This is a genomic window from Rhodothermaceae bacterium (assembly GCA_009838195.1).
Classification (GTDB): Bacteria; Bacteroidota; Rhodothermia; order Rhodothermales; family Bin80; genus Bin80.
The window spans coordinates 144,127-168,625 of sequence record VXSC01000047.1; the positions used below are offsets into that span (position 1 = coordinate 144,127).

At 51.8% G+C, this 24,499-nt stretch carries 20 protein-coding genes; 17 read left to right on the forward strand and 3 right to left on the reverse strand.

Translation table 11 applies throughout. The features are described 5' to 3' along the window. Position 1 precedes the first annotated feature (1 nt). Positions 2–910: an NAD(P)H-binding protein gene (locus F4Y64_11005; protein ID MXX98127.1), complete on the reverse strand. Its 909-nt coding sequence runs from the start codon at positions 908–910 to the stop codon at positions 2–4. A gap of 75 nt (positions 911–985) precedes the next feature. On the opposite strand from F4Y64_11005, the gene rsmD reads away from it, so the two are divergent. The 17 genes from rsmD to F4Y64_11090 all read left to right on the forward strand — a co-directional run bounded on the left by rsmD (position 986) and on the right by F4Y64_11090 (position 22,023). Then, on the forward strand, positions 986–1,519 hold the full coding sequence (gene rsmD / locus F4Y64_11010; GenBank protein MXX98128.1) for a 16S rRNA (guanine(966)-N(2))-methyltransferase RsmD: 534 nt from the start codon (positions 986–988) through the stop codon (positions 1,517–1,519). Positions 1,520–1,523: 4 nt separating this feature from the next. Next, positions 1,524–1,994, forward strand: a complete 471-nt coding sequence (gene coaD / locus F4Y64_11015; protein ID MXX98129.1) for a pantetheine-phosphate adenylyltransferase — start codon at positions 1,524–1,526, stop codon at positions 1,992–1,994. Positions 1,995–2,273: 279 nt separating this feature from the next. Beyond that, on the forward strand, positions 2,274–3,365 hold the full coding sequence (locus F4Y64_11020; GenBank protein ID MXX98130.1) for an ABC transporter substrate-binding protein: 1,092 nt from the start codon (positions 2,274–2,276) through the stop codon (positions 3,363–3,365). Between the two features lie 331 nt (positions 3,366–3,696). Beyond that, positions 3,697–4,788, forward strand: a complete 1,092-nt coding sequence (locus tag F4Y64_11025) for an ABC transporter substrate-binding protein (protein MXX98131.1) — start codon at positions 3,697–3,699, stop codon at positions 4,786–4,788. Between the two features lie 344 nt (positions 4,789–5,132). Continuing rightward, a complete protein-coding gene (locus F4Y64_11030; protein MXX98132.1) occupies positions 5,133–6,902 on the forward strand; it encodes a hypothetical protein in 1,770 nt (589 codons plus the stop codon). A 265-nt stretch (positions 6,903–7,167) separates the two neighbouring features. After that, positions 7,168–7,998: a carotenoid biosynthesis protein gene (locus tag F4Y64_11035; GenBank protein MXX98133.1), complete on the forward strand. Its 831-nt coding sequence runs from the start codon at positions 7,168–7,170 to the stop codon at positions 7,996–7,998. Beyond that, positions 7,995–9,878, forward strand: coding sequence for a hypothetical protein (locus F4Y64_11040; GenBank protein MXX98134.1), 1,884 nt, complete (start codon positions 7,995–7,997; stop codon positions 9,876–9,878). The genes F4Y64_11035 and F4Y64_11040 overlap by 4 nt, the downstream gene beginning before the upstream one ends. Then, positions 9,878–11,440 carry a phytoene desaturase gene (gene crtI / locus F4Y64_11045; protein ID MXX98135.1) on the forward strand — a complete coding sequence of 521 codons (1,563 nt, stop codon included), beginning with the start codon at positions 9,878–9,880 and terminating at the stop codon, positions 11,438–11,440. Before F4Y64_11040 ends, crtI begins: the two co-directional genes overlap by 1 nt. 238 nt (positions 11,441–11,678) lie before the next feature. Beyond that, complete coding sequence (locus F4Y64_11050; protein ID MXX98136.1) at positions 11,679–13,484, forward strand: family 10 glycosylhydrolase; 1,806 nt, start codon at positions 11,679–11,681, stop codon at positions 13,482–13,484. 294 nt (positions 13,485–13,778) lie between these two features. Next, positions 13,779–14,984 carry a pyridoxal phosphate-dependent aminotransferase gene (locus F4Y64_11055; GenBank protein ID MXX98137.1) on the forward strand — a complete coding sequence of 402 codons (1,206 nt, stop codon included), beginning with the start codon at positions 13,779–13,781 and terminating at the stop codon, positions 14,982–14,984. A gap of 42 nt (positions 14,985–15,026) precedes the next feature. After that, complete coding sequence (locus tag F4Y64_11060; protein ID MXX98138.1) at positions 15,027–16,226, forward strand: site-2 protease family protein; 1,200 nt, start codon at positions 15,027–15,029, stop codon at positions 16,224–16,226. Between the two features lie 8 nt (positions 16,227–16,234). After that, on the forward strand, positions 16,235–17,068 hold the full coding sequence (locus tag F4Y64_11065) for a hypothetical protein (protein MXX98139.1): 834 nt from the start codon (positions 16,235–16,237) through the stop codon (positions 17,066–17,068). After that, a complete protein-coding gene (locus F4Y64_11070) occupies positions 17,065–18,654 on the forward strand; it encodes a hypothetical protein (protein MXX98140.1) in 1,590 nt (529 codons plus the stop codon). The genes F4Y64_11065 and F4Y64_11070 overlap by 4 nt, the downstream gene beginning before the upstream one ends. Positions 18,655–18,656: 2 nt before the next feature. Beyond that, on the forward strand, positions 18,657–19,664 hold the full coding sequence (locus F4Y64_11075) for a hypothetical protein (protein ID MXX98141.1): 1,008 nt from the start codon (positions 18,657–18,659) through the stop codon (positions 19,662–19,664). A gap of 2 nt (positions 19,665–19,666) precedes the next feature. Next, positions 19,667–20,575 carry a PorV/PorQ family protein gene (locus F4Y64_11080; protein MXX98142.1) on the forward strand — a complete coding sequence of 303 codons (909 nt, stop codon included), beginning with the start codon at positions 19,667–19,669 and terminating at the stop codon, positions 20,573–20,575. A gap of 72 nt (positions 20,576–20,647) precedes the next feature. Further along, positions 20,648–20,896 (forward strand): GlsB/YeaQ/YmgE family stress response membrane protein, encoded by a 249-nt coding sequence (locus F4Y64_11085; protein ID MXX98143.1) that lies wholly within the window; start codon positions 20,648–20,650, stop codon positions 20,894–20,896. Between the two features lie 32 nt (positions 20,897–20,928). Next, a complete protein-coding gene (locus tag F4Y64_11090; protein MXX98144.1) occupies positions 20,929–22,023 on the forward strand; it encodes an AI-2E family transporter in 1,095 nt (364 codons plus the stop codon). Between the two features lie 96 nt (positions 22,024–22,119). Here the strand turns inward: F4Y64_11090 and F4Y64_11095 are convergent, their stop codons facing one another. Both F4Y64_11095 and argH read right to left on the reverse strand, forming a co-directional pair. Next, positions 22,120–22,800, reverse strand: a complete 681-nt coding sequence (locus F4Y64_11095; protein ID MXX98145.1) for a hypothetical protein — start codon at positions 22,798–22,800, stop codon at positions 22,120–22,122. Positions 22,801–23,007: 207 nt separating this feature from the next. Then, on the reverse strand, positions 23,008–24,435 hold the full coding sequence (gene argH, locus F4Y64_11100) for an argininosuccinate lyase (GenBank protein ID MXX98146.1): 1,428 nt from the start codon (positions 24,433–24,435) through the stop codon (positions 23,008–23,010). Positions 24,436–24,499 lie beyond the last annotated feature (64 nt).

The following is a 24,499-nucleotide window of genomic DNA, read 5'->3' on the forward strand; positions in this document are numbered from 1 at the left end:
CCTACAACCGGAGACGCAAGTATCCTAGATTCTCTTCGTTGAATGGGCGCTCAGTCACCTGGAATAGATTGTAGAAATGGGACGCGTCTCCAACGTTACCAGCAATGAGCATGGTGAGTTGATCTGGCGTGATCGGCAACATACTGCCGCCAAAGCGCATCCCGGTGCGCACAAACGACAGGGGTAATTTGATTTTTGGTTTCGGCTTCATCCCAAGTGCCCGGGTGATCACATCCAACAACTCAATATAGGTCAATCGGTTAGGCCCCACAAGCGGAATGGTCTGTCCGTGTGCCTCGGGGAGGGTCAAAGCCTGGACGGTTGCCTCTGCAACCTCTTCCACGGAAACAGGCTGCAGTTGATAAAGACCATTCCCGAATACCGGCAGAATGGGAAACGGCTTGATCAGAGTTCTCGAGAGCACTGTACAAAACTCCTCCCGCTCCATTCCCGGATCTCCAAAAATCAATCCAGGACGAAGAACACACCAGTGATCGAGGTCCGAGTTTCGCACAGTTTCTTCGGCGGCCCATTTCGTGGTGTGGTACTTCGTGGCTCCATCCTGTGAGGCCCCATTGGCACTCACGAAGACGAGTCTGGGCACGCAAGCTATTCTGGCGGCATTGGCGACATTTTGCGTTGCACGCGTATGAAGTGCTTCAAAGGTTATTTTTTGCGCTGGTACCTCTTCGATGATCCCAACCAGATGAACCACTCCATCCACATCGTCCATGAACTGCCCCAAAGTACCATTGATATCTCCGCGTACGACCTCTACCTGTTCCCCTTCAAACCCTTCTGGAGCGCCACCCCGTCGTACAAGAACACGAACCTGATAGCCCTTTGTCAATAACTCACGTAGTACGTGGCGGCCAACAAAACCAGTCCCACCTGTTAATAGTATGCGCATAGGATTTCAGATTTACCGTTACTACGCCTGCAATTCATGTATGATGCGTCCGCAAAATAATAGGAAGAGCCCATAATGCGTATCATTGCCGGCAGTCTGCGCGGCCGTAAATTGGCCCGACCAAAAGACCTGAAAACGCGCCCGACCACGGATCGGGTACGCGAGGCATTGTATGCTTTGATTGAGGCTAGAATTTCGTTAAGAGATGCCCGACTGCTTGACCTGTTTTCCGGCACGGGTGCTCTCGCACTGGAAGGACTCAGCCGTGGTGCGCACCATGCGATTCTCGTAGAATCGGACCGCAAAGCCGTCAATGCCTCACAGAAAAATGCTGAGCAGCTGAACTTAACCTCGAAATGTCATTTTTTATGTGCGGATGCCGTAATCTACCTGAAACAGTATCGCGGAACTCTATTGGATCTCATCCTTGCCGATCCCCCATATGAACTTGAAGCAATGAATGATCTCCCGGATCTTGCACTTCCTTGTTTGCGCTCTGGAGGACTATTTGTGGTTGAACACGATACACGAACCCGATTTACCGGGCATCCTTCTCTGAACACCAGCCGCGGCTACGGTCGCACGCATGTAAGCATATTCCAGGCGTAATCCTATGAAACTGGCTGTCTATCCCGGCACATTTGATCCCTTCACACTTGGTCATCTGGATATTGCAGAGCGTGCACTTCGTGTATTTGACCGACTTGTGATCACGGTCGCCATCCATGCAGAGAAGTCAACGCTCCTGCCCCCAGAAGTGCGTATTGATCTGATTCAGCGAGCTACCACTCATTTAGATGGCATCCAGGTCATGAGCTTCGACGGCCTGATTGCCAAGCACGCAAAAAATTTGGGGGCCTGTGCACTGGTTAGGGGGCTGCGTACTTCCCGGGACTTTGACTACGAGTCACAGATGGCGCACACAAATCGCAGGATGGTCCCGGAACTTGACACGGTATTTTTCCATACTTCTGCGGCCCATGCTCTGACGAGTTCCTCTCTGGTTCGCGATATCCTGCGATGGAATGGAGATATTCGCCCCTTTGTACCTGCGGTGATTGCAGAGGAACTCATGAAAAAATGACGTTCTCCTCGACTCCAATCTCTGGTAAGGAGCGGCTTTCCAACCCGACTTCTGCTTACAACACCTCCGTCCCTGTAACAATAAATAGATACAAACTGCGAGTCAATTGGCAATATTCATTCAAAGGTGCCTAAGTTGTTGAGTTGTTTGGCAACTATACATACCGTCTCGACCAGAACTCAATTTACAGCGACCACTATAATAGATGAGTCTTCATTCTATTTGTGGAAATTTGACCTTTATCCATCACTGTAGTGGTAAAACCAAAAAGATTAAACCATGAATTATCCCAATAAATCAGTTGCATTTTCGCTCTTGGTCGCCCTGCTGGCTACTGGGTGTAGTACGGAAACTCCTCGCTCCATCACGGCGGTGTCCTGGGGAGGCTCGTATGGACAAGCTGTCAATGAGGCAGTGAACATTCCCTTTGCCGAGGAGATGGGCATCAATGTTGAGGTCGAGGACTACAACGGAGGCCTAGCCCAAATCCGCGCACAGGTGGAAATTGGCAATATTCATTGGGATGTAGTGGATCTGGAATTCGCCGATGCGGTGCGCGGATGCGACGAAGGACTTCTGGAACCAATCGATATCGACATACTGCCGCCCGGCCCTGATGGAACACCGGCTATTGAGGATTTTGCGGCCGAAAGCCTGACCGAGTGTGGTGTAGGCAATCTCTATTGGTCAAGTGTGTATGCTTACAGTGAAGCGACCATTCCTGGTCCCAAGCCCACTACGATGGCTGATTTTTTTGACTTGGAGACCTTCCCCGGTCGTCGGGGAATGAGGCGAGTACCGCAGGTAAATCTTGAATGGGCGTTGATCGCAGACGGTGTACCCCTGGATCAGGTGTACGCCACGTTGGATACCCCCGAGGGAGTTGATCGTGCTTTTGCGAAACTCGAGACGATCAAGGACGAGGTGATCTGGTGGGAAGCAGGTGCCCAGCCGCCACAAATGTTGGCCGACGGGGAAGTGATCATGACCACAGCCTACAACGGCCGCATCTTCAACGCACAGGTGCTTGAAGATCAGCCATTTGTGATTGTATGGGACGGACAGATGCTTGATGTGGGACAGATCGGAATTGTCCGAGGCACTCCACGCCTCGAGGAGGCCCTGGAATATGTTGTCTTCGCAACCAGCGCAGAATCACTGTCGCGGATCGGGAGGCGGATCTCATATTCCCCCGTGCGGAAATCCGGGATGCCACTGGTGACTACTCATGTGGTGGCCGGCATCGAGATGGAACCACACATGCCGGCGAGTCCCACGAATACACAGCGTGCCCTACGTTATGATTCAGCTTGGTGGGTTGACCACCAGGACGAAATGAACGAGCGATTTAGTGCGTGGCTAGTCCGCTGAGACTATTTACGACTGAGGACACCCGTGCACAAGCGAGATCGTAGTTGACCTTCGGCACACCGAGTCCTTACGAATCGGCAATGAAGCCACCATAGATACAATTTACATTGACCGTATCCGGGACATGGCAGTTGACGCTCGGGGGCGCATGCGAAGTTCCGGACGGGGAGCATCAATATTTTGAGTCAAAACACCCCCAGAGAGGCCGATGTACGGATGGCCCAGTACATTGCACATCGTGGCATTCATGTGGACACGATTTTTGAAAATCTTTTCTTTACCGTGAATACTATGGTTCACGATATACACATACTCATCAATAGATTAAACCATGAATTGCCCAATTAAATCAGTTGTTTTTTCGCTCTTGGTCGCCCTGTTGGCGATTGGGTGTAGTACGGATGCTCCTCGCTCCATCACAGTGGTATCTTGGGGAGGCGCGTTTGCACAAGCCCTCACTGAAGGGGCCAATATTCCCTTCGTCGAGGAGACCGGCATCGACATTGAACTCGAAGACTACAATGGAGGTCTCGCCCAAATCCGCGCACAGGTGGAAGTAGGCAATATTCATTGGGATGTAGTAGACATGGAATTTGCCGATGCGGTGCGAGGATGCGACGAGGGACTTCTGGAACCAATCGACATCGACATGTTACCGCCTAGCCCTGACGGAACACCCGCAATTGACGATTTTGCAGCTGAAAGCCTGACTGAATGTGGTGTCGGCAGCATCTATTGGTCAAGTGTGTATGCATACAGTGAAGCGACCATTCCCGGCCCCAAGCCCACTACGATGGCTGATTTTTTCGACTTGGAGACCTTCCCCGGTCGCCGGGGAATGAGGCGAGTACCGCAGATTAATCTTGAATGGGCCTTGATCGCAGACGGGGTACCTCCAGATCAAGTGTATGCCACGCTGGATACCCCCGAGGGAATTGACCGCGCTTTTGCGAAACTCGAAACGATTAAGGACGAGGTGATCTGGTGGGAAGCAGGTGCCCAGCCACCACAAATGCTTGCTGACGGGGAAGTGATCATGACCACAGCTTATAATGGTCGCATCTTCAATGCACAGGTGCTTGAAAACCAGCCATTCGTGATTGTGTGGGATGGACAGATGCTCGATGTGGGACAATTCGGAATTGTCCGAGGTACTCCGCGCCTCAAGGAGGCCATGGAATATCTTGCCTTCGCAACCAGTGCAGAATCATTGTCGCGGATCGGGAGTCGGATCTCATATTCCCCAGCGCGGAAGTCTGGAAGGCCACTGGTGACTACTCATGTGGTGGCTGGTATAGACATGGCACCACACATGCCAGCGAACCCCGCCAACATTCAGAATGCCCTACGTTATGACTCCGCTTGGTGGGTTAACCATCAGGACGAAATGAACGAGCGATTTAGCGCGTGGCTAGTCCGCTAAGGCTGTCTCCGGTTGGGAATACTCGTGTACAGACGAAATCGTAATTGGGCTTCTGTCCGCCGAGGGCATTGCATTTTGGATCCGTTGGCTTGACCATCAATACAGACAGAACCCATGGCCTTGGAAATACCTGGGGTCCGCATGATCGACTTAGGGAGCACCACAACCTTTCGAACCTGTAGTCTGACAGAGATTCGGTTCAAGACCTTTCTTTAGTCTCGGATTAAATTTATATTTTACCCGACCAAATTTAGGCAGAAAATTTCACGGACAAGTTCCCGCCTAAGATCCAGGAATATGTGGTGCGGTACTGATCGTGGCGCATTGCTGATCAAGCAATAGGGATGCAATCTAATAATTCCAACTCATCGACGGGCATTCTCTACGAACCCGACAGTAAACTGTCCGTGTCTGTTTCCCTTGGGCTGGGACTACAACTGATGGTTGTGGGGCTCTCCGTGACAATTTTATTGTCCATGGTTGTCTTTCGGGCCGGTGGAGTGAGTGAAGCGTACCTGATCTGGGGTGTATTCGCTGCCATTGTAGTTACGGGCCTAACGACGGTTATGCAATCCATGCGAATAGGGCGCTTCGGGATGGGGCATATACTTCTGATGGGGACAAGTGGAACGTACATTGCCGTTTGCATTGACGCACTCAATAGCGGGGGAGGCAGCATGCTCGGCATCCTCGTTCTTGTCTCGGGCCTGATTCAACTTGCCATCTCCCAGAAACTCTCGCTATTCCGGAAAATTTTGACCCCGACCGTCTCGGGCACTGTACTTATGCTGATTCCGATTTCGGTCATGTCAGCTGTGTTCAACCTGCTTGAAGATGTCCCGGCGAATCAACACTCAATGGCAGCTCCTCTCGTTGCATTCGTAACGGCTGCTGTGATGTGCGGTGTGTACCTTGTGGCCCGGGGAATACTTCGTTTATGGGCATCCATCCTGGGGGTTGTTGCAGGAACACTCGTTGCTGGTGCGTATGGCCTTTACGACATCTCCCGGATCATGGAAGCTTCATGGGTTGGATTACCGGAGTTGGGATGGCCTGGACTCGATATTCACTTTGGGTCGGCTTTCTGGGTGCTCCTTCCAGGATTCATTCTCGCAGCCACCATCAGTTCTATCCGCACAATGAGCAGTGCGGTTGCCGTACACCGGGTTTCCTGGCGCAGGCCGCGAGCTGTAGATTATCGCTTGGTTCAGGGGGCCGTGGCCACCGATGGAATCAGTAATATGTTTTCGGGCCTTTTGGGAGCGGTCCCCAATACAGCTTACTCGCTGGGCGCCTCCCTATCCCAACTCACGGGAGTTGCATCCCGCCACGTTGGAATCGCCGCAGGTCTTTTATCGTTGGTGTTGGCCTTCCTCCCCAAAGTGATCGCCATGGTTTTGGCAATCCCGGGACCGGTTTTTGGAGCCTACCTGATCGTAATGATGGCGATGCTGTTCATGATTGGGGTTCAGATGATCGTTCAGGATGGGCTAGATTACCAAAAAAGCCTCATCGCTGGTGTCTCGTTCTGGCTTGGCTTAGGGTTCCAGAGTCGCTTAATTTTTCCAGATGTCGCGACTGAATTTGCAGGAGGCCTTCTCAACAATGGGATGACCGCGGGCGGGATTATAGCGATTCTCATGACCTTATTCATGAAGATGGCGGAATCCCGGCCAAAACGCCTCACGGTTGAACTGGACCTTTCAGCCCTTACACTACTCATGACATTCCTTGACGAATTTGCGACCCGGCAAAAATGGGGGCAACAGATGAAGGACCGTCTGAATGCGGTGGGAGAAGAAGTATTCGTCACCCTCCTTGATCAGTACGAGGCGGACAAGCAAACTGGAAAACGCAATCTCCTATTACTTGCACGCAAGGTGAGTGGTGGGGCTGTACTGGAATTCGTTTCTACGACGGGCAAAGGAAAGAATCTCCAAGATCAGGTCGCCCTGCTTAGTGAGCAGGCTGAAGAAGGTTTACTCGAAAAAGAAATCTCTCTGCGCCTGTTGCGCCATTTAGCAGCCTCGGTGCGCCACCAACAGTATCATGGAGCAGATATTATGACCGTTCGTGTGGATCTTCCCAAGCCGACTGCTCAGTATACCGTGTAGTCCAACATGGCTAGTTCCGATTGCCCCACTATGGGATCAATAGATCAATACCCGGCGATCCAAGAGCGGCGAAGCTGATCAATCCCAACCAATGACCATGCCCAATCAGTTTCCTGTGGGAACAGGATGACGGCAATCAAAGTAGACCGCCGCCTTGTTAGGATCAGATTTCGCGCGAAAAATGACACCGGCAGTATCTCTAAGACCAACCTCGAAGATCGGAAGTACGCTAAGCTCACTGCTGTTTTAGTATACCTTCCCTCTCATGACCAAACCTACCCCTGGCTGTACATTCCTTGATTGGTTAGGGTTCGCATTGCTTTGGTTGTTCACCGCTGCAGTCCTTGCTGGCTACGGCTCATTCGGGTTACATCCACAACTCTTGGCCCAGGCCCCCTCGGCTGCAAGTTTTTACGGAACTGCTTTCATCATTTTTTCACGCGGTCATGTGATCTTGGCCTTTCTGGTTCTCGCGGGATTGCTGACTCCTCGCATCGGCCTCAAATGGCTGCCCGCACTGGTAACTGCATGTGCGGTTTCGTTAGGAATGGAGTTAATGGGAACGTACACTGGATTCCCTTTCGGTGGGTACGAATATACAGGACTACTGGGGTATCGCGTCGCAAATCTAGTTCCACTGCTGATCCCCTTTAGCTGGTTCATGATGGCCTTCCCATCGTACGTCCTGGCAAGACGAATGGCCTCAGGAAAAATCATGGTCTGGGTCCTGGGTGCAGTCCTCTTAACCATCTGGGATTTAACGCTTGATCCTGCAATGAGCGACCTAACACCGTATTGGCGGTGGGACCAACCAGGTCCATACTATGGAATGCCCCTAGTAAACTTGTTGGGGTGGTTAGGAACCGGATTTCTGATTATGGTCGGTTTCCATGTGTTAAATGTTGAAAAGTTTGCAGACCGCATCCCGACGCCCATCATGGAGATCTACTATGTCACCGTGATCGTACTCTCACTGGGGATGACTCTCCTCGCAGGCTACTGGCTTGCCGGAATCCTGACCTTAGTCGCATTCGCAGGAATCCGAATTATGCTCTACCGAAGTAATACAAGACCAGGACTGACGAAATCTCCATGACGGCTGTTGAGCTTGTGCGAGATGGAATTCAGAAGGGGAGTATCCTGGCAGAGGAGTTGGGCATGACCGTGTCCCATCCTCGGGGAAAGCTGCTTCGTCCCCTGACTGCCCTTTGTTTCGTACCCCCAGAGCGACAAAAATCACTGACCAAGGAGTTTTGGCTTGGATGCCTCGCGATTCAAATGGTGCACGAAGCATCCCTTCATCACGATGACGTACTTGACGGTGGCCTAGAACGACGCGGTTCCGCAACGCTGCTCGCACGAAAAGGAATAGATGCCTCACTGCTATTAGGTGATCTATACCTGACGAGTGCGTACCGAATGGCTGCAATGACCGGAGTGAAGGAATTCCTGACCGAATTCATTGAGGCGGTTGAAGTCATGGTTCGAGGGGAAAGTATTCAAGACACGCCAAAAGGTACAGAAGACCACCAGGCTAGCTACGAAAGGATTATCCGCATGAAAAGCGGAGCCCTATTTGGAATTGCTGCTGCATTGCCCAGCTGGACCAATGATGCCAACTTCACACCGACAGAGTTACGTGAAATCGGGATTGAACTGGGAGCATTTTATCAGATGGTGGATGACTTCCTGGACTACTGCCCCGCAAGCGATACCGGCAAGCCCAAGCTTCAAGATTTTAATAACACGATCTGGACGTTTGTTTTAGGCCCCCGTGGAAACGAATGGTTTGATCAATCTCCCGAGGAAGCTCTAGAAGCATTTTTTAGCACCACCAATGGACAACCGTCCATGGCCGAAGAAGCTCTGAGACAAATTCAAGAACGCGGCTCTGCACTTCTGAAGCAAATTCGTGATTTAGGAGCACAGCCTCCCCTGACAGAAATTCTGTCTGAATGGATTAATAAATGCAGCGATGCTTTTGGAGATGGCAACCATGTAAGCCTGGAAGTACTCAAAAAAAACCCCGTTCCCTCTCCGCTGACACAAGTCGTCACCACAGCCCAAATTGCGATCCGCGCCCAACAGCTTGGAGATGTTTCGGATTGGCAACAATTCTTCGCCCGCAATAGCCGGAGTTTCTCCTTCGCTTCACGCTTCTTCCCCCCGCAAGAACGGTCCATGATCACCGAAATTTATGTTTTTTGTCGTTTTACGGACAACCTGGTGGATAAAGATGGCGATGTGAAAATCCAAGCCTATGAGACCTTGGAACTATGGGATCAGATCACTCACTCCGCTTACCATGGATGTATAACCGGGATCTCTGTAGCTGATGTCGTTATGTCGAAAATGTCCCAAATGCACATCCCCTATACGTTGATCTCCGAACTTATTCAAGGAATGCGCATGGATATTGAGCCGCAGACCTACCATTCAATGGCGGACTTGCGCGGATACACTTATCGGGTTGCTTCTGTTGTTGGTGACTGGATTACGCAAGCATTTGGGGTACGAGATCCCTGGGTGCTGGAGCGCGCCCACGACTTAGGACACGCGATGCAACTCACCAACATTATACGTGATGTAGGTGAAGATCTTGCCATGGGACGAATTTATCTCCCTGCCGATCTTATGACATCACATAACATTACTCCAGAGTTACTCCTGAATCTCAAAGTGCAAACTGGACAGAGTAACCGAATGCCCGGTGATTATGTCAAGCTCCTTGAGGAGATTATGGCAGAGGCTGACTCCGCTTATGATAGGGCGTATGAAGGTATACCCTTTCTTCCACACCGCCTGCGTCGTCCGATTGCAATCGCTGCACGGGTATATCGTGGAATCCATGATGAAGTGCGGGCCAACGGGTACAATAATCTCACTCGTCGAGCATTCACTTCGTTCCGGAGAAAGACCGTGCTGGCACGCAAGGGACTCAAACAACTCAGGCAAGTCTCTGAAACCCAAAATTAGTGATCCACAAACCCAACGTGCAAACTCAATCAAACACTCCCTCCCACGCGAAACGTCGTGCCGTGGTGATTGGAAGCGGTTTTGGAGGACTCGCGGCTGCCGTTCGATTACAAGCAGCAGGCATTGCAACCACCTTAATCGAGCAGCGTGCTCAAGTAGGAGGAAGGGCTGGCCAAATTATTGATTCCGGCTATACATTTGACACAGGGCCCAGCCTCATCACAGCACCGCCACTGCTGGAGGAAGTCTTTCAAGCCGCAGGACGAAGTCTGGAAGACTATGTGACTCTTGTACCTCTTGACCCGTTCTACCGGGTCTGGTTTCATGATGGGACCTTCTTAGATTACAGATCCGATCTCGCGCAAATGAAGGCCTCTATGGCCCGGTTTGATCCACATGATGCGGACCGGCTGGAAGATTTTTTCTCTAAACTTGAACCCATCTATGATTCTGTGATCACAGAAGGCCTGGGAGCACGCCCCTTTGACTCACTCGGCATGATGGCGGCATTTGCCCCACGTGTAATTCGTCTGGGTGCATGGCAACCCGTAGCGAGATTTGTCGGACAACATTTCCGAAACTGGCGACACCACTTCCTCTACTCGTTTCATCCACTTTTTCTTGGAGGCAGCCCATTTCGTGCTCCATCCATCTTTCTCATGATCCCCTATCTCGAAAAAGAAGGTGGCGTGTGGTATGCAAAAGGGGGGATGTACAGCCTTGTCAATGGATTCGCACAATTATTTCAAGATATTGGCGGTCAGGTCCGTCTCCAAACCGCTGTGCAGCGTATCGATGTCTCTGAAGGAAAAGGGACACGTCCCAAAGTCACGGGGATCCAGATACTTGACAAACAGAAAAATACCGAATTGTCACTCCCCACAGACATTGTAGTCAGCAATGCTGATGTGGAGCACACATACAGCAAGCTGCTGGATCATGTTACGTGTAGACGCTGGACAAACTCCCGACTGAAAAAAATTCATCAGTCAATGAGTAGCTTTTTGCTCTACCTCGGAGTGCGGCGAAAATATCCTCAACTGTCTCATCACACCATCATCCTTGGACCGCGCTACAAAGGCTTGGTGCAAGATATTTTCGACCGAAAAATCCTGTCCGATGATTTCAGTATGTACCTGCATGTACCAAGCCGAACTGAACCGGCCATGGCACCTCCAGAAGGTGAGAGCATCTATATCCTTGTCCCCGTGCCAAATCTCGCTTCGGGTTTAGACTGGGATCATACCACTGACCTGATGACTGATCGCGTAATTAGCGCCCTCGAGAAATGGGGCCTGGAGGATCTGCGAACTTCGATTGAAGTCCAGCACGTCTTTACCCCGAACGATTTTGAATCTCAGTATAATTCTGCTCTGGGAAATGCCTTCGGCATTGAGCCAAGAATCACACAAACTGCCTGGTTTCGACCCCACAACCGAAGTGAGGATGTGGAGGGCTTATATCTGGTAGGTGCGGGAACTCACCCGGGGGCAGGAGTACCGGGAGTTATTCTATCAGCTAGCGCAACAATGCACGCCATCCGAGAAGATTATGGTTTTTGATCTCTTTGAAGAATATGTGGATGTCTAATAAAACACCGGGCGCTATATTGCCTAACCGCTATACTCGTTCGTTAGGCCTAATCGGGAGATTACGAGGGTGGTTCGCAGTGAATCGAGGGTGTAGCTACCCTTGGGATTCCTGGGTCATGGAGGCCGTGGCGGGAAAGATTAAGATCGGGCAAGGCGGAACCGCGGTCTACAGACCTCGTTACCGAAATGGTTGGACTGGTAGCAAACAATGAGACATGTCATTGCATGCTTGATTCTCGGAGTGGCCCTGGCCTCGGGAGGATGCGCGCAGGTCGCACCGCCTCCAAAATACGAGACGCGAGGAGCGTGGATCGCGACCGTGATCAATTTGGACTGGCCTGCGCGGGGCGCATCCAGTCAAAGCCAGATAAACGCGCTGCGGACCATGTTGGTCAAGCTCAAGGCTGCGGGCATTAACATGGTGATGTTTCAGGTCCGGTCTGAAGCAGATGCGATGTACGATTCGCCGTACGAGCCGTGGTCATACTGGCTGACAGGGTCACAAGGGAGAGCACCGGATCCATTCTATGATCCATTGGAGCTAGCCATTGAAGAAGCACATGCTTTGGGCATGGAGTTGCATGCGTGGTTCAATCCGTACCGGGCCAACCGGGGCTCGAACTACACGACGCACGCCAGCCATGTGACAAATACGCACCCGGAGTGGATGATTCACGCGGGGCGGTATACCTTGCTCGATCCCGGCAGACAGGCGGTTCGGGACTACAACGTGTCCATCATCATGGACGTAGCCCGGCGCTATGATGTGGATGGGGTGCATATCGACGACTATTTCTACCCGTACCCGCCGGATAATATTTCGCGGACGAACGCTGACTCGGTGACATTCCGGGAGGAGAGTCGCGGCTTCACCAACATCGGCGACTGGCGGCGCGACAACGTCAACCTGTATATCCAGCAGGTAGCTGACAGTCTGCGGGCCTACGATCCCACTATCAAATGGGGCGTGAGTCCCTTTGGGATTTGGAGGAACGGAACGCCGTCGGGCATAGTCGGGCTTGACGCGTACAGCACCATCTATGCCGACGCGACCGCCTGGATTGACGATGCGTCGATCGATTACCTGGTCCCCCAGCTGTATTGGCGGTTCGGTGGCGGGCAAGATTATGCCAGACTGGCCGAATGGTGGATCAGCCAGATTGGCGACCTCCATCTGTATACTGGACACGGCCTGTATCGGGCTGACCGCAGCACATTCAGTGGCAGTGGACGGTTCAGTGCGGAGGAGGTGCCGAATCAGATTAACTTCAATCGAGACCACTGGGGGGCAATTTGGGGGAGCGTGTTTTTTCGTGCCGAAAACATCACTCGCTACTCCTCTGGGAATTTCGTAGAGCAGGTTCAGAACGACCAGTTCCGTTACCCGGCACTCACGCCGCCGATGCCGTGGAAGGATCAGACCATGCCGGAAGCTCCGACTCACCTGGACGTGTCTTGGGACGGCGATCAGGCTACATTGACTTGGGTAGCTGATCCGGATACGCCGCGCTTTGCAGTGTACCGTGTGCTAAGCGCTACGACGCCTGATCCGAGCGTGGTGGCGCGGGATGCACGCAATCTTCTGGGCGTGACCGGCAGAATGACATTCGTAGACCGGCCTGGCATTGCCCAGGATGATTGGTGGTATTTCGTGCGGGGCGTCAGCAAGAATTCGATTGAGAGTGCTCCCAGCCCTCTGATCAGCTTACAGGGCCGGGCCACCAGTGTCGAATCCCAGCCCATACCAGAAGGACCGGCGTTGTCCATCTATCCGACACCGTTTGCGGACCAAACCCGAATTGCTTTCACTCTGAACGAGGCCGCTACAGTCACCGTGCATATTATCGATGCCTTGGGCCGTAGCGTACAAAAACTGATACGGGACCGGTCGCTGGCCCCGGGTTCACACGAGGCAATCTGGACTGCTGGGGAACGGTTGGCTGACGGGGTGTATTTCGTGGTGCTAGACGTGGATGGGCGGCGGATTTCTTCGCCCGTATTACTCGCACACTAACCGGTCTGGATCAGGCCATTGGGCTGTGTAGTCGTTTCCCCATGGACCTGGTACGTCAGTTACTAACAAAATGTGGCCAGGCGCCACCGTACCTGTGCAGCCCCTACAAAGGTGTACGTTAAATATAGCTGCATGGGCGCGCCCGAGTATGCCCATTCCAGACAAGTAAGCAAAGCCGATCGGTCATAGCCCCGAATGGTACATAGCCCTCCAATACATTGCCACCAAAACTTTTGTAGTTCGTGGCTCAAAACCAATCGCTACTAGTTTGACACGGAAAATTCTTGTAGCCCAATGTCTGGATCATTTAATCCTCGTGTCGCGTCCATGCAACCCTCCGCTACGCTCGCCATGGCCGGGCGTGCAAAAAAACTCAAACGTGCGGGGGCCGATGTGATTGCCCTGAGTGCTGGAGAGCCCGATTTCAATACCCCGGAGCCGATTGCCGAAGCAGGTATCCAGGCAATTCGAGATGGCTTTACACGGTATACCCAAAATCCGGGGATGCCGGAGCTGCGAGAAGCCATCTGTGCAAAATTCGCACGTGAAAACAACCTGGAATACACACCAGACCAGATTCTCTGTTCTAATGGAGCAAAACAGTCGGTCGCTCTAGCTGTATCCGTGCTTGCCGCGGAAACAGACGAGGTCTTGATTCCTGCACCCTACTGGGTCAGCTACCCTGAAATGACCCGCTTTGCCGGTGCAAGCCCCGTCATTGCCCATACGACCGCAGAGACGCAATACCGCCTGACTCCGCAAGCCTTGGCAGATGCCATCACTGAGCGTACGCGTGTGCTGATCCTCTGCTCTCCCTCGAATCCTACGGGCTCAGTATATACCCTTGAGGAATTGAGTGCCCTCGCAGAAGTGCTGCACAAACATGAGAAGATTGTTGTTGTCTCAGATGAGATCTATGAGCATGTAATTTATGATGCGGTTCACATTCCAATCGCCAGCCTCCCTGGAATGCTAGAGCGCACGATCACGGTAAATGGTTTTTCCAAGTGCTTTGCCATGACCGGTTGGAGACTGGGTTATATGGCAGGGCCAGTAGAGATCGTGAAGCAGGCTGCCAAGCTGCAGGGGCAATTTACCTCTGCACCGAGCAGTATCTCCCAGCGGGCCGGAATCGCTGCACTCAATATGGATCAAGGACCCATTCGGGCGATGGTGCAGGCATTTCGCGAGCGTCGGGATTATTTGTTGGAACGATTACGTGCACTGCCCGGGGTGAACGTTCCCAAACCCGAAGGAGCATTCTACCTGTTCCCACAGGTCAGTGATTACTACGGCACAGTTGCTCCATCTGGCCGTGTCATCTATTCCAGTGACGACCTCTGCTTTTATCTACTTGAGGAGCATCTCGTGGCACTAGTTCCCGGTGCCGCCTTCGGGGATCCTGACGGGATCCGAATTTCCTATGCCTCCTCCATGGAAGATTTGCAAAAAGCATCCGATCGGATCGAAACAGGCCTAAAAGAACTGACCCGAAATTGAACACTATCGTGATACGCAGCATAAAACGCGGATAATTCCCTCATCCTCACTGCACTGCCGGCATCTCAATTGTTGACCCGTAACCGCTACCTGCTGCATGCCGGGCTATTTGTCGTAACGCTTCTCTCCACCGCCCTTACCGGCGCAGTGGTATTCATTGGTCGGAGCGTAGCCTGGGAAGCAGGAGATGCTGTGCTGAATATTGGCGGAATCCCATTTACTACGGCATTTCTGGCCGACGCATTTACGTTTGGTGGAGCACTGATCGCTTTTTTGACCATCCATGAATTTGGTCATTATATTGCCGGTCGGCTCCACCGTGTTAAAACCTCGCTCCCCTATTTTATCCCATCTCCCCTGATCGGGATTGGCACGCTTGGGGCTGTCATCAGTATCCGCGAACCGATCCCGAACCTGACAAAACTCTTTGATATTGGTGCTGCGGGGCCGATTGCCGGGTTTGTGATGGTCTTGATCCTTCTGGTCTGGGCAATGGCAACCTTGCCCTCCCCTGAGTATATGTTTGGCGTTGGAGGGCATGAACCGCTACTCGACTATATTCGAGCGACTGGAAAATTTCCAGAGACTCCAATTTCTGACGCTCCTTCAGGGGGGCGACTGACTCTGGGAGCAACCCCGCTGTACTGGGCACTTACACAGGTATTCCCAAATGTGCCTCCACTGTACGAAATGTACCACTATCCCCTCTTGTTTGCGGCTTGGCTGGGACTTTTTTTTACAGCACTTAACCTGATGCCCGTCGGCCAATTGGACGGAGGCCATATCGTCTATGCACTCTTCGGACCGAAATGGCATGCCCGAATCTCCCGTACATTCATTTTCATGATGCTCTCGTCCATGGCTGTGGGAGCTGCATTGGTGCTTCCCGGCATGCTCATTACCATGACTGGAAGTGAGCAGATCGGAAAAATCTTACTCTGGTTCATTCTCGGCGCATTTTTGGCGCTCTGTACACGTCGAGTATTCGGGGAACGGTGGTGGCTGATGACACTGACGATTCTCGTGCTTGCCTCCTTTGCATCGGCGGTGCCGGATGCGTTGAACTGGTTTGGGTACTTTGGCTGGTTCCCGTGGTGCCTGCTGTTGATCTTTGTGGTGAAGGTAGACCATCCGCCTGTTCCACTGTCCCATCCCCTCACAAACCGACGGCGGCTGATCGGCTATTTCACTCTGGCCATCTTTATTCTGTGTTTCAGTATCAAACCTCTTTACAGTGTATAAGCGTTACCTTGACACGCTCACATCAACTTATTTTTCTCCTGTTCATCGCCTACGTGGCTGCATGTGACTCTGTACCAGATTCACTCCTGGAGACTTCTGAGCGACTTCCACAGATCACAGGATTTTCGATCACACCCCAACGTGTTGATTTCGCCTTCCTGGATCAATCCACTATTGAGGGAGATAGCGTGCACATCTCGCTTGACATGATGGTTGAAGTCGTGTCGCCAGGAAGCCCGGTAGCGCAGGTTTCTTATGCAATCCTATCTACAGACACGACCGGGGTCCCGCTCCGCACCGGCAGCCTGTCTTCGAAAGGAGATGGCATTCATACTGGTCGCGCAAATATAACCTTGAGCGCACTGGATGTAGAGAGTTACCCTGTCCTTGTCTATGCTATCGATGCGAATAATCGCCTCGGTGGTGAAGCCAGAACCGCGTTAGAATATGTACGCACCTTTGAGCCTAGCTTTCCCCCGGTCATCGAAGAGCTGATCATTCCTGAACGAATTCAGCGGCCAGCTGCTGGTGAGCCTGCCCAAAGCCTGATCTTCATTGCAGAAGTCTCCGATCCAGACGGACTTAATAATGTGAGAACCGTGGAGTTTTGGAATGAGTCTGATCCTGGTACCCGATACCCGCTATGCGACGACGGGAATCTGAGCCCCTGTGGGTCAAGTATTGAAAGTGGGGATGCGGAGGCCGGAGATGGCCTATATACACGTACCGTTTTTATTCTGAGTTCAAATAGTCTTGGTTTTAACACTTTCATATTTGAAGCAATTGATCGCGCTGGGCTGCGTAGTCAACAGGTCAGTCATACAGTGGAGATCTACGAATGATATCTCGTGCACTTCTCGGGATTCTGGTGACCCTTGTTGCTCCGCTACAAGCGCAAGACTTGGTACTTTCCCCTGGAATTCTCTCTAACAATATTACGAACCTTGCCGCGGCAGGTCCCTCAATCTGGGTAGGACCCTATCTGAATGTATCGCATGACGGAGGAGAAACGTGGCAGGCTGTCAATGCCGAACCATTTCAAGATTTTTCAAACTCCGTCTATTCACTGGCGATCAGTGGCCAATCTATCTGGGCAGGTGTGGGGAATCAATACACACGAAGAGATGGTGAGGGGCGATTGCAGAGAATCAACGAAATCACTGGAATCCTGCATTCTCCCGATGGCGGAGATACATGGAATTACTGGCTTCCTGCACCACCGGTAGACGATGATCCGGTGACTACCGGACTACTTGATAACCCGGACGATTCACAGATCACCTACGGAACCGTTACGCTCACCACCTTGCCCATTACCGTTCCGGCACAGGTCGCGCCATGGGATTTAGATTTTGATCCTGGCACCGAGACTCTCTGGATCGCGGGACAACTCTCGGGACTTCGTCGCAGTCCCGATTTGGGACGAACCTGGGAGCGTGTTGTACTCCCTCCAGATACGACCTCCTACCTTGGACCGGAATTAGGATATGATTTCCCGTTCACGGTGCAACCGGTAGGAATTGCGGTTAGTATGTTTCATGGCCTCAACTTTCAGGCCTATGCTGTACTGGTTGACGAAACCGGTACGATCTGGGCAGGAACTGCCGGCGGTCTCAACCGCTCAGAAGACGGAGGCACGAGTTGGTACCACTACACGACAGACGACGGTATGCTCGGAAACTGGATTATTTCCATTGAAGAGCAGCCCCGCGGAACACAGCCTCCGGCGATCTGGATGACGAACTGGCCGGGGCGGGGAAGAGGCCAGGGCCACGGAATAGCTGTTACCCGTGACCAGGGTGCCACTTTCCAAACCGCTCTGCACGGCGAAGAGTGCTCCGACTTTGCGTTTGATGGCCCACGAGTCTACGTTGCCTGTGAACGAGGATTATACCAGTCCCGGGATGATGGAATCACGTTTTTCTTCAATAATGAATTCATTGACCGTGAAGATCCGGTACGGAGTATGCGCCCTGGTGCGCGAGTATATGCCGTTGAAGTAACGGACGATGCGGTTTGGGTTTCGTCACAGGACGGACTGTTTAAGAGTACGGATCAAGGAAATTCCTGGAGAATTTTTCGAACAGAAGTCCCACTCGACCCAACCAGTCTTCCAGCAATCATTCCAGAAGGTCGGGTGCCAAAGGTATCAACCTACGCTTATCCAAACCCGTTTTCACCGTCTACGGATCGCTTGGTCCGCCTGCGCTATGATTTGGATCAATCGCAGACGGTGACTATCCGGATCTTTGATTTCAGTATGACCCTTGTCCGAGAGATCTCCTCTGCAACCGGTTCTGCCGGAGCAAATGAAGTGGCCTGGGACGGTACAGATGATCAAGGGGTACGACTGGCGAATGGCCCCTATTTCTATGCCATTCAGGCACAGCAGGGTACGTTCTGGGGCAAAATCTTGATCGCCGAGTAGAGATGAGACACTCCTTGTACTTGTGTCTTCTACTGCTTTTGCCCGGCGTAGCCATGGCCCAGACTGCTGGACAGATTGGTCGCATGGGATTTGGGGGTCGGGGAATTGCCGTCGGGAATGCCCTGGCTGGAGACGCATCTGGTTTCGCCAGCCCATTTTATAACCCCGCACTTGCCCCCTATATCAAGAATCAGAGCCTTGGTCTCAGTGCAGCACTGATGACCCAGGATCGCCAACTGCAGTTCGTGGAACTCCAGACCCCTCTCAGGCCATTAGCGGGTATTGCTGCTGGACTCATCCATACGGGGGTCCAGGATATTGACCAACGCAACTCAAGTGGCTATCATATCAGTATGGTCTCAACAAATGAGTTTGCCTTTTTTGCTGCCTTCGGAGTGCGTGTGGGCAGCAAAGCATCAATCGGTGTGGGGTTACAACTATTTCGGAACGACTTACATAGTGACCTGCCAGCTGTCCAAACTTTTGGCCTCGATATTGGCATAGGGGTTCATGTTCTTCCTTCTTTACACATCGGTTTGGTCTTGGACGACCTCCTCGCAAAGTACAGTTGGGATACAATCAATCAGGATGGGGCTGGAGTGACTGATAAATTCCCGACGCGCCTGCGCGTCGGAGCATCCTGGGTCCTTCTGGAAGAGCGGCTGCAACTTCTTGCCGAGTACGAATCAAGCTTTTCTGTACGACAAATCCGGGAATCCAGTGTTATCTTCACGGGCAGGGCGCCAAGGGAAACCTTCGAGACGCGTGAGCTTACCCTTCATCAAAGCCATTTTCGCGTGGGTGCAGAATATACTCTGGTCCCCCAGTTCGTCATTCGCGCCGGGATGGGACGAATGGAAGAATTCTCAAGTGGTGGCCCACGCCCCAGTGCAGGATTTATGGTTGAGCAGCCCCTAGGGCTCCTGGTTACACAGGTTGCGTATACCGCTGTACTAGAGCCGTATGCCCTAGGCACAATGCATCTTATTACCCTGCGATTTTTTCTGTGAGCATGCGCATACTTGTAGTCCTAGGACTGACCTTACTGGCTGCTCCCGCTATGGGACAGGGGACTGGTCTGAGTTTTCTGCGGATCGGGGTCAATGCACATGCAGGTTCAATGGGCGATGCACAAGTATCAAATGTTCGTAATGCCTTCGCAACCTACTGGAATCCAGCTGGATTAGCAGGAGGGAGCAATTCCGCGGCTGGATCTCATCGCCTATGGATCGGGGACGTCAGGGTCTATGATGTTGCCGCCCAGCTTCCAATCGGCCCCAACAGTGCGTGGGGCTTGGCATTGACTGCTACAGATAGTGGTGATCTGGAGGCACGAACTCAACCAGGAGAACCAGATGGCCTCTTCGGTGCCCAGTTTATTAGTGCTGGAGTGAGCTATGCACGCGTCCTAAGTGGACTACGAGTAGGGATGACCGCCAAATATCTCCGTGAGCGGATATTTGATACGAGTGCGTCAGGGTATGCAGTAGATTTTGGGGTTCAGGCAGATGTTCTTGATGGACGCCTGAATTTCGGGGCAGGACTCCGTAATCTCGGCCGTATGAGCCCCCTGGAAACGAAACGGACCCCCCTCCCGCGTCTAGTACAAGGAGGCATTGCCCTGTCACCACTGCAAATCATCACCGCATTTGACGAGGCCCGCCTTCTGGACCTGATGATAAGTATTGAAGCTTCTCACCTATTCGATGATCGCCTAACACGATTACACCTTGGATGCGGAGTCACAATCATGGAGTTGGTTGACCTGCGTGGTGGCTATATCTCCAACGATGAACTGCGGAGCTACACTTTTGGGATTGGATTGTTCTTTGACAGCATTGACGCGGATTATGCGTACATTCCCTTTGAGGACGGATTTGATGGCCCTGGACATATGCTGAGCCTTTTGTACTACTGGTAAACAATGATCCGTTTGAACCCAGATGCCTTTAACTCCCGTACTACAGATTTCTTCATAAACATTTGAGATATCATGGGAATCTTTAGTTGGGCACTTTTTGGGCTTCTAGCCGGAGCACTAGCGAGATGGATCTATCCCGGAGAGCAGGGCTATGGGATATTCAAAACCATGTTCATCGGGATTATAGGCGGCCTTCTTGGTGGCTGGGCTGGCAGCATATTTTTTGATGTCGGTGCACTTGGCTTTGACTGGCGAAGCCTGCTCGTTGCCGTTCTTGGTGCAATGTTTGTAATCTGGGTTTGGGAGCGGATTCGCAAATAGAGCATTCAACAAGAAAATACACGGAAGCGTAAGTGACAAGTCCAAGTGTAAACTTCTCAAATTTCAAGCCCCAGAGAATTGTATACTTCCTATTGGGATTAATTGCGGCGTTTGTTGTCGGCGTTACACTGCTTGAGCTCCGCAGTGTCCTTGTGCCTTTTTCTGTGGCACTGCTTTTATCGTTCATATTTCAGCCCATTGTACTCTATCTCAAGGCACGCCGGATCCCCATGGTAATTGCCTTGGTCGTCGTTTTTGTGGTGCTTGCCGCAGCTGCGACGATCGTTGGATATATCGTGTATTCAAGTGCGCAGTCATTGGCAACTGCTGCGGATCGCTATCTGCCACGCATTCAAACGGTCATTGCAGATATTGAAGCACTCCTTCAGAGTGCTGCGGCAGTGATGGGATTAGAAGAAGGTCGGCTTGACCTGAGTCAGGTCATTGACCCATCTATCGTTTCTACATTACTTCAAAGCGGAATCGGTGAGGCGTTTACTTTTGCAGGAAATACATTTCTAGTCCTCCTGTTTATGCTGTTTATTCTGGCAGGAAGTGGCGAACTGGTGGTAAAAGTTCGGCGTGCATATCCCGAAAGTATTGCGGCTCGAATTGCCTCTGTGACTGACAATATCAGCCAACAGGTTCGCCAGTACCTCGTCGCAAAGACGTTGGTCAGCGTAGGTACAGGTCTGCTCATCTTTCTTGTCCTCTGGCTCTTGGGAGTTGACTATGCCATCTTCTGGGGATTTTTGGCATTCATCTTGAACTACATCCCCAACATCGGATCGTTCGTTGCCGTGATCCTTCCGTTCTGCTTCGCATTGCTGCAGTTTGATACGTTAACGATCCCGATCATAGCTGCGCTTTTGATGTGGCTCATTCAGATGGTCATGGGCAATGTTGTTGATCCAAGGCTCATGGCATTCAGCCTGAACCTCAGCCCCCTTCTGGTGATTGTATCTCTCATATTCTGGGGATGGCTCTGGGGCATAGCGGGTATGATTCTTGCCGTGCCATTGACAGCAACCATAAAAATCTTCTTCGAGAATATTGACAGCCTACGGCCCATTGCAGTTTTAATGGGCTCGGTGAATGGAGCCTCGGACTCTCCAGAAGAACCGTAGGGCTTGGAAGTATCTACTTGCCTTCACCTCTCATCCTAACTCTGACTACCTTTATCCACGTGTAGGTCAGAGTACTCTACGAACTGATCCCCGATGCTACAATTCACCTAGGGGAAGCAGGTCCTCGTCACCAATATTCACCCTTATATCGTGTCCGCAGGCGGAGCCTTCCAGATAGATCGGTGGAGCGGAGTCGTCTTCAGACAGCGAGTCAGCAGCAAACTCAAAGGCTGCGTCAATGGGACAATCCCCATTCCTGTCTCCGACTGCCCAGTCGAGCGCTCCCCTCAGGGAGCCATCAAGGGTTAGGGCTTCAAATAAACCAAATATCTCAAATTGTATGGTGTACTCAAGGTCGGGATCACCCACTACGACAAAGTCGGTTCCATTCGGGGCCCTAATCCCGCAGGACATCGGGACAGCACGAAGGACAGTGTTCGACCCGAAGCTGGGTGGAACTTCATTCTCGAAGTTAACAATCTTGCCGGCCATCTGAACTTCGCCTCCGTTTTCGCACGGCGTCGTCCATTCCAGCGACAATTCGAGTTCCAAGTCATCAAAACCAATCTCGACATCCTCAAGCGCGGTATCGTCGGCCATAACCTCGAGCATGCCGAGGACCAAGTTCTCGGATTCGCTCTCAGTCAGCGGCGGGCCACCGTTATCGGCTGAGGAGTCACACCCTACCAACAGGGCAAGTAGAGCGCTGCACAGCAGCGCGGAGCGGATCAAATAGGTTATGGCTTTTCTGCGTCGATTTTGATTGAGGTGTATCAAAAAGTACGGATTAATTCCATTATCAATATTGCACTGACGATGGCGCTCGAATCGACTGCCATAGTCAACTGGAGCTATGCGACACGTTGCTCATCTGTGGGAGTACCTGACAATTCCGGCACGGGCGCGGAAAATACCGATTATAGGCGATGCATACCGCTTGGCGGCGCTGATCTATTCCACTGGAAATTACGTGTGTGAACTGGATCAATCGGATTCCCAGCCAGCAACTTCACTCTTGAGTTGCTCTTGTGCAAGCTTGATCTCCCGCTCCACCTCTGTTGTTGCCGTTCCACCAAGGCTATTCCGCGCATTCACAACTGCATCTAACTCCAGATATTCCAACACATCGTCCCCAATCAATGGGCTCACCTTCCGCATCTTTTCAATCGGTAATGATTCCAGCGGGATTCCTTCCTCCAGGCAGATTGCAACTAAACGCCCCACCACGTTGTGTGCCTGTCGAAATGGCATCCCCTTACGTGCCAAATAATCTGCCAGATCTGTGGCATTGCTGAACGCAGAACCCGCAGCAACTCTCATACGCTCTGCGTGCACTTGAATTCCAGAAAGCATCGCGGAGTAAATCTTGAGGGACGCCTGGAGAGTATCTGCCGCATCAAAAACTCCCTCCTTATCCTCCTGCATGTCCTTGTTATACGTCAGAGGCAACCCCTTCATCGTCATAAGCAACGCCATGAGGCTACCACACACCCGGCCAGTCTTCCCTCGAATAAGTTCACACATGTCAGGATTCTTTTTCTGGGGCATGATACTGCTGCCCGTAGTGTGACTATCCGGCAACGTGATAAAGCCAAACTCCTGACTAGACCACAGAATGAGTTCTTCGCTCAATCTTGACAGGTGTACCATGACAATACTACTGAACGAGAGAAAATCCAGCACAAAATCCCGATCACTGACTGCATCCATAGAATTCAAGGCAAGTCCTTTGAATCCCAACTGCTCCGCGGTTGTACCTCGATCAATATCGAAACTTGTCCCCGCCAAGGCTCCAGCACCGAGGGGCGAATCATTCATCCGCTCCAATGTCTGAGAAAGGCGCTCCGAGTCCCGGCTGAACATTGCATAGTAGGCCATCAGATGATGCGCGAAAAGAACTGGTTGTGCGACCTGTAGGTGCGTATAGCCCGGCATGATCACATCCAGATGCGCTTCAGAAAGATGTACGAGTGTTGACCGAAATGCATGCAACTCTGCCCCAATCTGCTTACCCGCCGTTCGCAACCATAAACGTAAATCCGTAGCGACCTGGTCATTGCGGCTTCGTGCAGTATGTAATTTTCCGCCCACAGAACCAATTCGCCTAGTCAATTCGTGCTCAATGTTCATGTGGACATCTTCAAGCGCAGGGTCCCAGGTAAATTTCTCTGCAAGAATATCTCCCCGAATCTCTTCCAGTCCTGTACAAATCACTTTGCACTCCTCTTCGGAAAGAATCCCCTGAGACATCAGCATTGATGCGTGTGCGATGGAACCTTCTATATCTTCTATTGCCATTCGCTTGTCGACATCTATTGATGCACCGAAAACCTGGACCAGTCTATCTGTTTCTTCTACAAAGCGACCGCCCCACATGCGCTTTGGATCACCCGTGCTACGTTGCTTTTCCATTAGAGGACTGCATTTCCTGTTATCCGCAAATAAAATAGGATTCCCTACCGTAAATTGTCATGTC

Bases quoted from the DNA above. Each gene is read 5' to 3' on its own strand.
- F4Y64_11005 (MXX98127.1), bottom strand. From the start codon at position 910: ATGCGCATACTATTAACAGGTGGGACTGGTTTTGTTGGCCGCCACGTA.
- rsmD (MXX98128.1), top strand. From the start codon at position 986: ATGCGTATCATTGCCGGCAGTCTGCGCGGCCGTAAATTGGCCCGACCA.
- coaD (MXX98129.1), top strand. From the start codon at position 1,524: ATGAAACTGGCTGTCTATCCCGGCACATTTGATCCCTTCACACTTGGT.
- F4Y64_11020 (MXX98130.1), top strand. From the start codon at position 2,274: ATGAATTATCCCAATAAATCAGTTGCATTTTCGCTCTTGGTCGCCCTG.
- F4Y64_11025 (MXX98131.1), top strand. From the start codon at position 3,697: ATGAATTGCCCAATTAAATCAGTTGTTTTTTCGCTCTTGGTCGCCCTG.
- F4Y64_11030 (MXX98132.1), top strand. From the start codon at position 5,133: ATGCAATCTAATAATTCCAACTCATCGACGGGCATTCTCTACGAACCC.
- F4Y64_11035 (MXX98133.1), top strand. From the start codon at position 7,168: ATGACCAAACCTACCCCTGGCTGTACATTCCTTGATTGGTTAGGGTTC.
- F4Y64_11040 (MXX98134.1), top strand. From the start codon at position 7,995: ATGACGGCTGTTGAGCTTGTGCGAGATGGAATTCAGAAGGGGAGTATC.
- F4Y64_11050 (MXX98136.1), top strand. From the start codon at position 11,679: ATGAGACATGTCATTGCATGCTTGATTCTCGGAGTGGCCCTGGCCTCG.
- F4Y64_11055 (MXX98137.1), top strand. From the start codon at position 13,779: ATGTCTGGATCATTTAATCCTCGTGTCGCGTCCATGCAACCCTCCGCT.
- F4Y64_11070 (MXX98140.1), top strand. From the start codon at position 17,065: ATGATATCTCGTGCACTTCTCGGGATTCTGGTGACCCTTGTTGCTCCG.
- F4Y64_11075 (MXX98141.1), top strand. From the start codon at position 18,657: ATGAGACACTCCTTGTACTTGTGTCTTCTACTGCTTTTGCCCGGCGTA.
- F4Y64_11080 (MXX98142.1), top strand. From the start codon at position 19,667: ATGCGCATACTTGTAGTCCTAGGACTGACCTTACTGGCTGCTCCCGCT.
- F4Y64_11085 (MXX98143.1), top strand. From the start codon at position 20,648: ATGGGAATCTTTAGTTGGGCACTTTTTGGGCTTCTAGCCGGAGCACTA.
- argH (MXX98146.1), bottom strand. From the start codon at position 24,435: ATGGAAAAGCAACGTAGCACGGGTGATCCAAAGCGCATGTGGGGCGGT.